At 62.8% G+C, this 14,824-nt stretch carries 9 protein-coding genes; 2 read left to right on the top strand and 7 right to left on the bottom strand.

Features of this window, described 5'->3' with window-relative positions; translation table 11 throughout:
- The first annotated feature begins 113 nt into the window (after positions 1 to 113).
- Together ACEWPL_RS03865 and ACEWPL_RS03860 are read left to right on the top strand one after the other, a co-directional pair.
- Entirely contained in the window at positions 114 to 2,180 is a 2,067-nt protein-coding gene (locus tag ACEWPL_RS03865) for a hypothetical protein (protein WP_393929947.1), read from the top strand.
- A 1,363-nt stretch (positions 2,181 to 3,543) separates the two neighbouring features.
- On the top strand, positions 3,544 to 6,579 hold the full coding sequence (locus ACEWPL_RS03860; RefSeq protein WP_393929949.1) for a Hint domain-containing protein: 3,036 nt from the start codon (positions 3,544 to 3,546) through the stop codon (positions 6,577 to 6,579).
- Between the two features lie 96 nt (positions 6,580 to 6,675).
- On the opposite strand, the gene ACEWPL_RS03855 is transcribed toward ACEWPL_RS03860, so the two are convergent.
- The 7 genes from ACEWPL_RS03855 to lptF are packed head-to-tail and all read right to left on the bottom strand — an operon-like array spanning position 6,676 to position 14,775.
- Entirely contained in the window at positions 6,676 to 7,263 is a 588-nt protein-coding gene (locus tag ACEWPL_RS03855) for a nucleotidyltransferase family protein (protein WP_393929951.1), read from the bottom strand.
- The gene (rsmA, locus tag ACEWPL_RS03850) at positions 7,260 to 8,093 is read right to left on the bottom strand and encodes a 16S rRNA (adenine(1518)-N(6)/adenine(1519)-N(6))-dimethyltransferase RsmA (protein ID WP_393929953.1); all 834 of its coding nucleotides are present in this window, start codon (positions 8,091 to 8,093) and stop codon (positions 7,260 to 7,262) included. Before rsmA ends, ACEWPL_RS03855 begins: the two co-directional genes overlap by 4 nt.
- Positions 8,090 to 9,061, bottom strand: coding sequence for a 4-hydroxythreonine-4-phosphate dehydrogenase PdxA (gene pdxA / locus ACEWPL_RS03845; RefSeq protein WP_393929955.1), 972 nt, complete (start codon positions 9,059 to 9,061; stop codon positions 8,090 to 8,092). The genes rsmA and pdxA overlap by 4 nt, the downstream gene beginning before the upstream one ends.
- A complete protein-coding gene (locus ACEWPL_RS03840; protein ID WP_393929957.1) occupies positions 9,061 to 10,359 on the bottom strand; it encodes a SurA N-terminal domain-containing protein in 1,299 nt (432 codons plus the stop codon). The genes pdxA and ACEWPL_RS03840 overlap by 1 nt, the downstream gene beginning before the upstream one ends.
- Positions 10,356 to 12,563: an LPS-assembly protein LptD gene (locus tag ACEWPL_RS03835; RefSeq protein ID WP_393929959.1), complete on the bottom strand. Its 2,208-nt coding sequence runs from the start codon at positions 12,561 to 12,563 to the stop codon at positions 10,356 to 10,358. Before ACEWPL_RS03835 ends, ACEWPL_RS03840 begins: the two co-directional genes overlap by 4 nt.
- Positions 12,560 to 13,651 (bottom strand): LPS export ABC transporter permease LptG, encoded by a 1,092-nt coding sequence (gene lptG / locus ACEWPL_RS03830; protein WP_393929961.1) that lies wholly within the window; start codon positions 13,649 to 13,651, stop codon positions 12,560 to 12,562. The genes ACEWPL_RS03835 and lptG overlap by 4 nt, the downstream gene beginning before the upstream one ends.
- The gene (gene lptF / locus ACEWPL_RS03825; RefSeq protein WP_393930213.1) at positions 13,648 to 14,775 is read right to left on the bottom strand and encodes an LPS export ABC transporter permease LptF; all 1,128 of its coding nucleotides are present in this window, start codon (positions 14,773 to 14,775) and stop codon (positions 13,648 to 13,650) included. The genes lptG and lptF overlap by 4 nt, the downstream gene beginning before the upstream one ends.
- Positions 14,776 to 14,824: the final 49 nt, after the last annotated feature.

Below are 14,824 nucleotides of genomic sequence, written 5' to 3'. Positions count from 1 at the left end.
TGCCGCCGGTTGGGTGGGTTCAAGTTCACCCGGAGATTACGCCACCTTCAAATTTCCACCACCTTCGCGACACGACCGTCGATTTCGAAGTATTCTGTTAAGGAGGCTGAATAATGCCAGTCATAAATACTGCTGCTGTTCGGTTAAGAGCTAACAATACAGCATCATTTCATGAAACGGTCTTCGCGCAGGGCTGGGACGAAACGGTTGATTTCGGAACACGCGGCACGCTTTTCGTCGATCAGGCTAATGGATCAGATGTGAATGATGGGTCGTCGCTGGCGAATGCCTTTGCCACAATGGGCGCGGCAAAGGCTGCCGCAGTCGATGGCGACCGCATCAAGGTTCGGGCTGGAACATACCGTGAGCAGATCGACGTTAAGCAGGGCGTCACTTGGGAGGGCTACGGCACCGACAAACCGATCCTGACCGGGGCCGAGGTAATGACTGGGCTCGTGCAATGCACGGTGGCAGACCAAACTCGCGTCGGGTCGAACTATGCCAGCATCTATAAGAAGGTGATGAACAAGACGAGCATCGCGCAAAACGATCCATACAATATGAACCTGCACGAAAACGGCGAGCGGCTGTTCATTTGCCGAGAATGGGGAACACCAAATTGGCGCGCTCTGAAAATTGAAGAGGAATACGGCATCTCGCCCTTGATGGGAGAGTTCGCGGTCGGAAACTACATGACTGCTGACACCATCCACCTCAAGAACACTGACGAGATTGACGGCTATACTCTGACATCGGTGACGAATAACTATACCCAAGAGCAGATCGAGGGTGCGATTATTCACGCCTTCCGCTCACCCAACGCAATTTCCATCATGGAAATTTCCAGTTTCGATCCGGTGAGTAACAAGATCACGGTGGTCAATGACACTGGTATCGTTGCTCAGGGTGGGGCGGCAAGTCCCTCGGCTAAGTTCGCCATCTTCAACCTGATCCCGGCAATGGAGCAGGGGCAGTATGGCTGGATTGATGAGGGTGATGAAACCGTCACTGTGTACGTGCGACCTAACAACCCGGCAAACATCAACACCGGAATTGAATACTCGGCTCGCACGCTGGGATTTCATGTCGAGGGCAGTCGCTGCGCTATGCGCGGCTTCGATGTGCGCCAGCAGGCTGGCACCGGCACGGGTAACGGCATTGGTATTTATGCAAACACGTCTATCAGTGACGCCACGGATGTTTCCATAGACCACGTTAAGGTCAGCAAGACGCGCCAAAGCGGTGACCGGGCTGCGATAACAATGAATGGTGCGCGGGCGTTTGTGAACCGCTGCTCGGTGGAAGATGTGCAAAACAGCTTTGGCATATTCATGGCTACACCCGGATTTTCACGCTTGCGTCGGTGTTATGTTTTTGGTGCAGCAAGCTCTCCAATCCGAGGGTTCGGAAACCCGGACAGCATCTTCGACCACTGCCTTTGCGTCGCATCCGGGTATTCCGCCCATGCCAACAAGTTCAACCATTATCAGGGCACGATCAGAACGCTATCCATCGGCATGGCATTCAAGGATTGCGACGGCTACGCCACCTATCAGGACGCCTCGCAACTCTACTATATCTCGTGCCTGTTCCCCGCGACCTTTAACGCCGGCAGCGGCAACACGTCCCGTGCCTTTGTCGATCAGAACCGTTCCAGCACACCAAGCCCCACACCTGCCGGGCCGATGGTCTTTGCGAACAACTCGTTTATTCCGCAGCCCGAGATCAACGGGTCCGATCTTTCAGCGGTTGGGAATACACTGACGCTGGGCGAAACATCAAACAATCACTCGCAGGTCTTCTTTGATCTGGTCAACAATTACTGGCATGGCGGAGGGGCTGGTGGGCAGACAAATTTTCGCGACTACAATGTCAACTCGCAGACTGCCCAAGTGCCAGTTGGAGCTAATGACCAGTCTGTTGCAATCAGCAGCGTGTTCGCCGATCCGGTAAATGGCGATTTTTCTGTCCCGGCCAATTCCGTGCTGCGCACTGGCACCGGCATGAGCCTGCAAGACTATATCACCAACACGCTTGAGCCGCTGTTCGGGGATCGCTTTGCCGACTGGAATATTGATGCTGCAGGCAAGGTCTTTGACCTGACGGCCCCGCATATCGGCTGTTTTTCAGACGCAGACGACTACGCCGTTTACCAGAATAAGATCATAGACGTCGCATGATCTTCGCCCTCGCAATCTGCCTGCATTTGGAGGCAGCGGTGTTCGCTATCTACGGGCCGCGCACCTCGGCCAGGCGCGTGTAGAACATCTTGATCGCTCCCGATTTGATGCTGAACGCGTCTGGCGGCGGCGACCCCGACGAAACGGTATCCAGCCGAGCGGCGGAACCGTCACACAAGCGCGGCTGGTATTGGTCGGCTTCGATCTTGGGCGCGATCGCCCTAGGCCACACAGTGCGATCCCGAGAGGATGATGAAAGCGGGCGCGCTGTGTGGGACCGAGGCTTTCTGGAGTATATATTGGTTTCACCGAGAGTTCGGGCAGCGGCTTCTCCTCGCTTCTAGGTCGCGTCGCATTCATAGGTTCAGAGTCCAGGCTCCGGCAAAGCGGATCTCTATTGGCGTGCCCCAGCCACAGTTTCATGGTCTGTTCTTACAGTGTACATGTGCGCGAATTCAGACAGGCACATGACAAGGCGCGGCTTCAGGCAAATTCAAAATCCCCCGCCGCAAGCCTTGCCGGTTCGTGGCCGGCCTTGGGTACCGCCCTGTTCTGATGGGACTTTCCGCAAATCGAGATTGGATGATACGGTTTGCGATGTCTGCGCACTCGCAAAAACCACTCGCGGTTTCTTGTTCCATATTGGCCTGCTGCGGCGTTACCCACATGGCGGTGCGTCGGCGCCATGTCTCATGAGGCATGAGCCGATTCGACGATCCCGAGTTTCCCAATTGGAGCCAAATCGACGAATCCGTGGTGATTGGTCCTTTTCTGACGACATTTTTTTTGCCGAAATTCTGACATAGTTAACGACCGGATCGGGGCGGCTCGACGGTGTTTGGGGACGCAATCCTGCCACACAAACAGGCTGTCAAAACCGGATTCGTGCGCCGGTTCATGCCTTTTTTTATTGGGCTAGAATAGATGAATACCCGCATAAATTGAGTGAAAACAGCTGCATACTTGCGTTCTGAATTGCGGCAAGACAGTGGCGCGATCATCCGGATTGCGCCACATTCAAAACACAATTGGCTCAAATTTCGCTTTGTTCGCCGCGGGCGGTAACCTACAAGAATTATGCCCACTGGGGGGTAGTGTTTGTGGTCATGGGGGCGGCCACACGGAACGTGCATCTTTGCAGATGTGGGAGACGTGTGAGCGCCGTGTCGCTGAATTGCGATATGATGAAGACGCGTAGTCGCGGAGTGTCTTCGCGGCGCGTTCCTGCTTGCGTATCCACCATTCTCCCTCGGTTAAGTGCGAGTCGCGTGAAGACCGTTATCGGCCGCGTCGACGTCAGTAACGATTTGCAATGACCGTGATTTGCGGTGCACCGGTCACGGTTGTGTATGAGGGGAATGTTATGGGTATCGATAGAACGGACACCGGTGCCGGCGTCGTGGATGGAACCCGCGGTGACGATACGATCGACGCCAATTACAGGGGCGATCCGCAGTGCGATGCGATCGACGGGGGTGATGCACGCCTTCCCGGCGAGAGCGGCGATCAGGACGTCGTCAATGCTGGCGATGGCGACGATATCGTTTTGGCGGGCGCGGATGACGACGAAGTCTTTGGCGGCGCGGGCGACGATTCTCTGGATGGCGGCGCAGGCAACGATTTGCTGCTTGGTGATCGCGACACCGCGGATAACGGCCCCACGCGCGAGGTCTTCAAATGGAGCGAGGCGCCCGATCCCCATCACATCCACGACAAGTGGAACGACATCGATGATGGCGACAAGCTGCGCGGCTTTACCCAGGATACCGGCAAGACCGAGGTGACCTTCAGCGGCACGTCGACCGGTCCGACGGTCTATAGCGAAGACAAGCATCTTGTCGCCGGTCTGGACACCGGCAATCTGCCTGCGCCGGACGCCAAGAGCGCGCTCGACAACGTGCTGAGCAAGGGTGGATGCTCCTCCTACAAATTCGATTTCTCGAACTCCGTTGAGGATGTCGCGTTTCGCATCAACGATGTAGATGGTGACGGCGTCGTCCAAGTGCGCGCCTTCGATGCCGATGGCAATGCGACGACCGTGAACCTGACCGCCGGCGCGTGCGTGACCCTGCTGGACAGGGACTCGGTGGCGGGGGCCGATACGGCCGACAGCAGGGGCGGATACGGCGACAACACCGATCCGGCCTACTCTGTTCTGGTCGAGATACCCGGACCCGTGGCGCGGATCGAGGTGGAGCACACCCAGAACGGGCCGCAAACCTCGGGTATCAAGATCACCGACATCTATTACGACACGGTCCAGGAGGTCGCGTCGGGCGACGATACCCTGAATGGCGGCGAAGGCGATGACAGCCTGCTGGGCGAGGGCGGCGAGGACGTTATGACCGGCGGCGCGGGCGCGGATCAGATCTGGGGCGGCGATGATGCGGACTTGATCATTGGCGGCACCGCGGGCGACATGGTCGATGGCGGCGCGGGCGGGGATGACGATGACACGCTTGATCTGTCGGGTAGCGGCCCGCTGCGCATCGTGGGCCAGACCACCGATGCCGATGGCAATTCGACCAGCGGCACGGTCGAATTCCTGGATCACACTGGTGCCGTCACCGGCACCATGACCTTTACCGAGATCGAGAACCTGATCCTGCCCGATCTTCCGGAGCGCGACGGCATCGTGTCGGGCACGGCCGGCAACGATGTGATCGACCTTTCGTATACCGGCGATCCCGATGGCGACCGGATCGACGCCAATGACGCGATCCTGGGCGATGTCGGCTCGAACGACGATATCGTTGAGGCGGGTGCCGGGGATGACACCGTCCGCGGGCGTGACGGCGATGACACGCTCTATGGCGGCACGGGCGATGACAGCATGAGCGGCGATGCGGGCGATGACAGCCTGAATGGCGGCGCGGGCAACGACACCCTGAAGGGTGGCACCGGCGACGACTCGCTGATCGGCGGTGACGGCAAGGACATCATCCTGGGCGGCGACGGTCAGGATACGGCACTTGGCGGTGACGGCGACGACTTCATCGACACCAGTGCGCCGCTGACAGGGTCCAACACGCCGCTGCCGGATGACGGCTTCAACGATCCGGCGGGCGTGCCTGCCGATCCGGATACCGAGAATGATCGTGACCTCGTTTCGGGCGGTGCGGGAAACGACACCATCTTTACCGGCGACGATGCCGACACCATCACCGGCGGTGCCGGGGATGACGTGATTTTCGGCGGTCTTGATGACGATGAGATCGACGCGGGCGAGGGCGACGATCTGGTGATCGGCGGTGAGGGCAGCGACGCCATCCTTGGCGGTGACGGCAACGACACCATCTATGGTGGTATCAAACTGTCTGTGGCCAACATCCCGGACGCAATCGATCCCGAGCTGGACAATGGTGACGACTACATCGATGGCGGTGCGGGCGACGACCTGATCTTTGGCGAGGATGACAACGACACGATCCTTGGCGGCAGCGGGGATGACACGCTGGACGGCGGGATCGACGATGATTTGATCCAAGGCCAGGACGGTGACGACAGCATCCTTGGCGGTAAAGGCGATGACATCCTCATCGGCGGCGCCGGTGCGGATGACATGTCGGGCGGGACCGGCCGCGATACGTTCATCATCGCGTCCGCCGAGGACGGCAATGGCGACAATGCAGATGGCGGCTCGGGCGGCGATGATTTCGACACGCTCGATCTGACCGGTGCCGGTCCCTACAAGATCGTCGGCGAGACGGTCGATGCCGATGGCAATTCGACCAGCGGCACGATCAACTTCCTCGATGCGCCGGGCGGGGCCGTGACCGGCTCGATGACCTTCCAGGAAATCGAGCGGATCATCCCCTGCTTTACCCCCGGCACCGTGATCGCCACGCCCAAGGGCGAGCGTCTGGTGGAGGAGCTTCAGGTCGGCGACCGGATCATCACGCGCGACAACGGGTTGCAGGAAATCCGCTGGCTGGGCCGCCGTGATCTGGAAGGAGCCGAGCTTTTGCAAGCGCCGCAACTGCGCCCGGTTCTGATCCGCGCCGGAAGCCTTGGCCGTGGCCTGCCCGAGCGCGACCTGCTGGTCAGCCCGAACCACCGCGTGCTGATCAACAACGAGAAGACCGCGCTCTATTTCGAGGATCGCGAAGTGCTGGCCGCCGCCAAGCATCTGACCGATCTCGAGGGCGTGGATGCGGTGGACACGAGTGCGATCAGCTATATCCACTTCATGTTCGACCAGCACGAGGTCGTCCTGTCGAATGGCAGCTGGACCGAGAGCTTCCAGCCCGGTGAGCAGACGCTCGACGATATGGACGACGCACAGCGCGGTGAGATCTACGCGCTCTTCCCCGAGCTGCGCGATCTTGAGGGTATCGAGGCCTATCAGGCCGCCCGCCGCTCGCTGAAACGTCACGAGGCGCGCCTGCTGACCAGATAAGCCCTTGGGTTCCGGTCGCGGGGCATCTTGGATGCAAAGTGATAGGCAATCCCGGTCGCAAGACCGGGATTGTTTCGTTCTTGGGTTCAGCGATTCTCAGGAGTCTCGCGCACGCCACGCCGCCCACGCCTCGGGCGTGTCCAGATCGGTAGTGGCGCGGTCGCCGGGTAATGGGACGGGATCGAAGCCCGCCGCGCGGATCAGTGCGGCCGCGCCGGTATCGCCGCTCACGTGCGCTAGCTGAGGGAAATACCGCGCCGGGAAGAGCGTGGGATGGCCCGCTGTACCATTCCCCGCCACGGCCCGCAGAATGCGGTCCGGTGCCGCGCGATGGGCGGCCAGCATGGCCTTTAGATCGTCGATATCGATATCGGGCAGGTCCGGCAGAAGGATCATCAGCGCGCTGGCGCCATCCGGCAGGGCGGCGATCCCGGCGCGCAGGGAGGCCGCGATGCCTTCCTCCGGCGCGTCTACCGGCACGGGTCGTGCGGCCGTGCCCTTCAGCGCGGCGATCCGGGCGGGGAAATCAGCGCGGGTCGTCACCAGAACATCGGCGCCCGTGGCCAGCGCGCGCCTTGTCTGGCGCAGCAGCAGGGGCACGCCGCCGACCTCTTCCATCAGCTTGTCGCGCCCGTCCATGCGCGAGGATGCGCCGGCAGCAGGCAGGAGGATTGCGATGGTCATTCCAGCGTGCGGGCGAGGGCGCAGAACTGCTCCAGCCCGACGGTCTCGGCCCGGTCGGTCGGCTGGATGCCCGAGGCGATCAGCCGGTCCTCGATATCGGGCGCCAGCCCCTTGAGCGCCGCGCGCAGCATCTTGCGTCGCTGGTTGAAGGCCATGGCGACTGTCCGCTCCAGCAGCTTGGGCTGCGCGGGATAGCGCGGCTGGGGCAGGGCGGCGAGATGCACAACTGCGGATGAAACTTTCGGCGGAGGGCTGAACGCCTCGGGCGGGAGATGCATGACGATGCGCGGCTCGGCCCGCCACTGGGCCAGAAGGGCAAGGCGGCCATACGCCTTGGAGCCGGGCGCGGCCACGATGCGCTCGGCCACTTCGCGCTGGAACATCAGCGTGAGCGATTGCCAGAAGGGTGGCCATGCATCGGGTGTCAGCCAACGAACCAAAAGCTCGGTCCCGACATTATAGGGCAGGTTGGCGGCGACCCGGATGGGCGGCGTCAGATGCTCTAGCGGGTCGACCTTCAGAGCGTCCCCCTCGATCACGGTCAGGCGGCCCGGATAGGCCTCGGCGATCTCGTTCAGCGCGGGTAGGCAGCGGGGGTCTTTCTCGATCGCCAGCACACGGCGAGCGCCTTCGGCCAGCAAGCCGCGCGTCAGGCCACCGGGGCCGGGGCCGATCTCCAGCACGTCGCACTCGGTCAGATCGCCCGCCTGCCGCGCAATCTTGGCCGTCAGGTTCAGGTCCAGAAGGAAGTTCTGCCCCAGCGATTTGCGCGCGCTCAGCTCATGCGCGGCGATCACCTGCCGCAGCGGGGGCAGCGTGTCGATGCTCATGCGCTTCGCGCGGCGCCCATGCGCGCCGCCATTTTCAGCGCTTCAATCAGCGAGGTGGGGTTGGCCATACCGCGACCGGCGATGTCCAGTGCGGTGCCGTGATCGGGCGAGGTACGCACGATGGGCAGGCCCAGCGTCACGTTGACGCCCCGGTCGAAATCCAGCGTCTTGATCGGGATCAGAGCCTGATCGTGATACATCGCGATGGCGGCATCATATCCGGCGCGCGCGGCGGCGTGGAACATCGTGTCGGCGGACATGGGCCCGGTGATATCCATCCTCTCGGCCTGCAATTCGGCAATCAGCGGGGCGATCATGTCCAGTTCCTCGCGGCCCATCTTGCCGCCTTCGCCTGCATGGGGGTTGAGGCCCGCGACGGCGATACGGGGTGCCGCGATACCAAAATCGCGGATGAGGCCGGCATGGGTGATGCGTATCGTGTCGACCAGCAACTCGCGCGTGAGCGCGCCCGGCACCTCGGCCAGAGGGATGTGAATGGTCGTCGGCACCACGCGCAGCTGATCGCTGGCCAGCATCATCACCACGCGCGGCGTGCCTGTCAGCGCGGCAAGGTATTCGGTATGGCCCGGATGGCCAAAGCCCGCGCCATCCTGCAGCGCCTTCTTGTGAATGGGCGCGGTGCAAAGGGCCAGCGCCGCGCCGTCCCGCACCAGATCCACACCGCGGGCGATGACGTCGATGACCCCTTGGGCATGGGCCGGATTGGGCGTGCCGAGGGTCAGCGGGCCGGGCATGGGATGGGAGAGCACCGGCAACCCCTTGGACGGGTCGGCCTGGGCGGGACGGTCGATAACCTGCACGGGGCAGCCTCCCGGCAGATGCGACGGATCGCCGATCCAGAAGAAGGGCAGGGACGGCCCCAAAGCCTCCCACGCCTTTTGTGCCAGCTCCGGGCCGACGCCCGCCGGCTCGCCGCAGGTGAGGGCGATGGGCAGGGCAGCTGGCATCAGTATTCGATGATACGCGCCTCGGCGCGCAACTGCTCCAGATAGCCGTCGGCAAAGGATTCGAGGCGCCGCGCTCCGATCTGCTGCGCCAGTTGCGCGGTATCGTCGCCAGCGTCTTCGCCGCCTTCCGCGCCCTCACCTGCGCCCTCTATCGTCTCGCTGCGACCGCACATCATAAGAAGGACCAGCGTCTGACCATTGGCGCGCGTCACGTCATAGGACACTTCGCCGGGGTCCAGCCGCGACAGCGAAATGGCGATATCATCCGGAATTTCGCCGAGGGCCTTGGTGCCGCGCTCCAGCACGCTTTCGGGCTGGCCCTGCGCGATGCCATAGAGGTCGTCGCAGGTGTCGGTCTGCGCATCGATCTGCGCCGCGCGGCCCAAAGCCTCGGGCGTGCGCCCGCCGGGAATGTAATAGGCGGCGTATTCGATAGCGCTATAGCTGGGCTCCTGCACGTCTGTTTCCTGGATGTCGCGCAACTGGAAGAGCGCGACCGCGCCGTCTAGCGGCAGCGGATCGGTCACCTCGCCGGGCGCGAGGCCCAGAACCAGCGGGCGAAGCACCGGAGGCAGCTTGGTGATCGGCTGCCAAGGCAACTGGCCGCCCGCCTCGCGCGTGGGCGTGGCCGAGAATTGCCGCGCCTGCGCGCTGAAGGCGGCGGTCGACGTCAGATCCGAGATTTCGCGCGCCTTGGCCAGCACCTGCTCTTCGCCCCGGCCCTCGAAGGGGATGATGATTTCCGACAGAAGGACCCGCACGCCGGTGCCGTCCGAGACGGCGGCGCGGGCACGCTCCAGATCGTCCTCGCTGACGGAGACGCGGGCGCCAAAGCGCGCCTGCGTCACCTCGCGCCAGAGCAGGCCGGAGCGGATGAACGCCTCGAACGTCTCACGGCTGACGCCGCCCCGCTCGAGCAGGGCGATCATCTGATCAGCCTCAAGATTGCCCTGCGCTGCGAAATTCTGCATCCCGGCGGTGATCTGCTCGTCACTGACGGTGATGCCCTGCGCGGCGGCGGCCTCGGCCTTGAGCCGGTCCTCGATCAGCTGCTCGCGCGCGAGGCGCGCGGGATCTGCCGGCGCGCGCAAAAGCCTCAGCAGCGCTGCGCGCTGCGTCAGCTCATACTGCGTGATGGCGGCGCCGTTGACCTTGACCACCGGATCGAAAAGACCCTGCGCGGTGGCGATGCCCGGTGCGGCGATGCCCGCCGCCCCCAGCGACAGCGCGAAAGCGAGGCCGATGGCCCGCATGGCCTGCGTGGCGGTGTGACTGGCGGTCTTGGTCAGTGAAGTCATTTCTTGCATTCCCGAACGTAGCTTTTGTCCTCGGCGCGGGCGCTGAAGCCGCGGAGGCCGACGGTCAGCGATATGTCCGTCGACGGCTCGAGGATAGTGGAAGAGGTGAAGCGGCGCGAGGCCGAAAGCGTAACATCGACGCATTCATTCGTATAGGTGATGCCGACGCCGGCATTGACGTTTTCATCGCTGGCCACGTCATACCGCCATTCGGCGCTGCCCGTCCAGTGCCGCGACAATCGGTAGGAGGCGTCGAAGGCCCATTCCGAAACCGTGCCGCCCCGATCCTCCAGAGGATCGTTCGGCAGCCAGATGTAAGTGGCCCCCAGGTCCAGCGCGGCATTCCTCCAACCGGCGCGCGCCTCTGCCTTGGTGGCGTCGAACACTTCATCGAACAGGCTGCGCGCGGTCAGAGTCAGGCCGTTCTGCGTGGCGATCTGCCCCGCGATCAGAAGATCCGAGGTCGATCCCTGCAGCCCTGAGGACAGGGGAAAGCTCTCGGCGCCGGTCACCTCCAACTGCGCTTTTTCACGCATGATCTGGCCCAGGCTGAGTGTGCTGCGCAGGCCGCCGGGCGCAAAGCGCGTCCAGTTGAGCCCCCAGACAGCGCTCAGCCCGCGATCGCGCCGGTCGGGGCCGGTGAAACGCGACAGGGACAGAAGGTTGCCCTCGTCGAACTCGGCCCGAGTGCTCTCGTCATTGGCGATGTTGGGCGTGCTGCCGCCAACCCATGCCAGTTGCACGACTGGCTCGATCATGTGCACCGTGCCGCGCGCCGTCGTCTTGGCCAGCGGGTAGCGCATGGTCAGCGCGGCGCTGGGAGTGGCGTCGGTATACTGACTGCTGGACGTGACCGCCGCGCCCCGCACATCGATATGATCTACTGCGACGCCGGTCTGAAAGGAGGTCCGCAGCCCGTTCGCCATCGTCCAGCTGCGGAGCCAGTCGGCACTGGCGGTCAGCCGCGCGACGTCGCGTCCGTCGGCAAAGCGGTCCAGGTCCGGGCCATCCGTTGTCAGCGAGGATGTCCGGTAGTGCCCATGCGCCTGCGCGGCAAAGCGCAGCTCGCCGCCCACGCGCTTGGGGAAATAGCGTTTCTCATAATCCAGATTGCCGACGCTGGTCGGCAAGGTCGCGTTGCTTTCATCGTCGCGCAGCGTGCGGAAATAGGTCAGGGCGGCGCGGCGCCATTCATCGCGCCGCACCCGCTCGACCGAGATCTCACTCTCGAGGCGATCCTTGTCGGAATAGCCGTAATCGACGAGATAGGCGTCGTCCTTGACCGCCTCGATGTTGAATCGCAGCACATAATCCTGCGGTAGCGAAAAGACGCCTTTGCCAAAGACGTAAGCTCGCCGATCACGCCTTCCGAGATCGTCGTCGCTGATTGCGCCTTCAAATTCGATCCCGCCCCTGGTGAATTCCTGGCGATAGCGGAACTCCAAGGTGCGCGTCTCGGTCGTGTAATACGGCGTCAGCGTCAGATCCTTGTGATCGCCGATACGGATGAAATAGGGCACTTTGACCCCGGTTCCGAGCAACGAAGAATTGTAAAACGATGGCGTCAGAAAGCCGGTCAGGCGTTCAACCGTGGGATCGGGCAGGCGCAGGCGCGGGAAATAGGCGATCGGCACATTGCCCACGCGAAATTGCGCGCCGTCCAGGAACAGCTGCCGCGTTTCAGCATCGTGGATCACGCGCCTTGCCCGGATCTGCCACAGCGGCGCGTCGCCCTCCTTGCACACCCGGCAGGAGGTGACGGCGGCCTTGTAGAGCTGCGAATAACGCCCGTCCGTGCGGCTGATCTGGTTGGCGGCCAGTTGCAGCTGATCATCCATCACCAGCCGCGCGCCGGTCAGGATGCCGTTGCGCATGTCGCGGTCCAGTTGCCCCTCATTGGCCAGAACGGTGGTGTAGCCCCCGTCATAAAGCGTCAGCGGCCCGGTGATTTTCAGCTGATCGGTGGTGCGGTCATAGGTGATGCTCTGCGCCTTGAGGCGCTGGCCGTTGAAGACAGCCTCGACATTGCCGGTGGCGATCAGGCTTTGATCTCCGTCGAGGGTCACATCATCCGCGATCAGCAGCGCCGGAGCGGGGGCGGCTGGGGGGGCGCTGCGCTCTTGGCTGCGCAGGGGGGCGCTGGCCAGGGCGATGGCGGCGACAAGGGCCAAGGCCGAGGTGGCAAGAGGGCGCGTGCGGATCATCCGTCCTCCATATGCAGAACGATGCCGAGGGCAAGCATCAATGACGCAACGGGCGGGGCCCAAGCGGCCAAAACCACTGGAATTTGCCCGTTCTCACCCAGAACTTGCGCGAAATTGCGGATGTAATGCAATGAAAAGCCCAGCATGATCGCGATCAGAACCGATACGCCGGTGTTCGTCGTGCGCACATGGCGCATGGTGAAGGCAGCGGCGATCAGCACCAGTGCCATCAGGAAAATAGGCCGCGCCAGCTCCATCTCGTACCAGACGGCATAGCGGCGAGCGGAAAAACCGGCCGCCTCCAATTGGTCGATGAAATCGGGCAGGTCCCAGATCGGGATGTATTCCGGCTTGCCGAAACTGTCGACGATGCCCTCGCGGGTCAGGGCGGAGGGCACCGATAGCGTCTCCATCCGCTCGGCCCCAGCCTCGGGGTTGAGCCCGCTGGCGAGGGTCCAGAGCTTGACGTCCGTCAATTGCCACTCGCCGATGCCCAGCGATGCGGTGCGCGCGGTAATGCGCCGGATGGGATCGCCCGTTGGAGAGAACGAGATGAAGGTCGCATCGTTCAGCACCGATACATCCGCGCTGGCCGAGACGGCATGGATCACCGTCTGCCCCTCGGCGCTGCCCTGGCGCAGCCAGAGCCCCTCGGCAGAGAGCGCGAGGATGTTCGAGCCGTAGCCGCTATAGGAGGCGACCAGATCGTGATATCTCTTGGCCGATGCGGCAACCAGAGGGTTGAAAACCGCAATCGACACGAAACCGACAAGCGCGGCCATCAGGACGGGCGCGCTCATGCCGCGCAGCCCCGAGAGGCCAGAGGCGCGCACCACCACCATTTCGGACGAGCGGGCAAGGCGCACGAAAACGGCGACGGAGGCCAGGATGATGACCAGCGGCAGGATCTCGTAATTGGCATGGGGCAGGTTCAGCAGCACCACCTCGGCGACCTCCCAGACCGTGAGGTTGGGGAAATCCTGCAACTCGTCCACCATGTCGATGAGGCCGAGGATTACCGCGAAAATTGCCGTGATGCCCAGATAGGTCCAGAGGAACTTGCGCGCGAAATACCAGTGCAGCGTCATGTGGCCGCCCCCTCCGGCGGGATGCGCCGGATGCCGCGCAGGCGCCGCAAGACGCCCGGATGCGCAGCGGAATAGAGCAAGATCCACACAATGGCGAAGCCGATCAGCGACGGCAGGTAGAGCAGGGGCCACATCATAGGCGCGATCAGCACGGGCCCCGCGACGCCGCCTTCGACCAGCTTGACGCCGATCAGCAAGAGGAACGCGGTCAGGATCTGGCGCCAGACGCCAAACCGGCTGAAGCCCCCCTGCAAGAGCGTGGCAAACCCGATCAGCGCCGCGACGATGCAAAGAATCGCCTGCGCAAAACGTGCATGAAGGGCCGTGACCGCGACCCCGAGCGTCACGCCCGTCCGCTCGGCCACTGCGGCCGGATCGCGGATCAGCTCGGGCGTGCCGGCAAAATCGATGCGGTCGAGGTTGAGCGCGCTTTGCGCCACGAGGCGGCTGATGTCATATGAAAAATCATCGAAATGCGTGGTGAAGAGGCGCTGGCCATCCGGCGCGATATTCTGCGCCAACCCGTCCAGCATCACCAGCTTGGTCCCGCCGCCCTCCTGCACCAGATAGGCCGAAGAGGAGGTATAGGTCGTCGGCGCGTTCGCGCGGCGGCGATCCGACAGGAAGACGTTGCGCAGCTCGCCCTCGGGCGTGATCTCGCGGATGTAAAAGGTAACGCCCGCGGCGGGATGCAGAAATTCGCCCTCGGTCAGAAGCTTGGCCGTGATATTGCCCGACACCTCGGCGCGGCGCTGTTCCAGCTTTTGCAGGCTGAGTGGGATGAGCACATGCGACAGGAGCGACATCATCAGCGCGACGATGACCCCGTAGTAGAGAACGGGCCGCGCCATGCGCCACGGCGAGTAACCGGTCGCCTGCATCACGGTCAGCTCGCTTTCGGTCGAAAGGCGATTGGTCACATAGACTGCACCCGCAAATGCCGCGATCGGCAGCACGATGCCGATCACGCCCGGCAGCGTGAGCGCGGTGAACTCGACAAAGACCCAAGACGACTGCCCGTCGCTGACGAGGCGGTCGAACATGCGCACGGCCTTGTTGATCCAGAAGATGGATACGAGGACCAGCGCGAAAAAGCCGAACAGCATCATGAATTGCGACAGCATGTATCTGTCGAATCTGGCCAACTCATTCCCCCCGCAACACCATATCTGG

This window comes from Roseovarius roseus (genome assembly GCF_043355935.2).
Lineage (GTDB): Bacteria > Pseudomonadota > Alphaproteobacteria > Rhodobacterales > Rhodobacteraceae > Roseovarius > Roseovarius roseus.
Note: the sequence above shows the minus strand (reverse complement) of the source record. Positions and strands in the feature narration are given on the sequence as shown.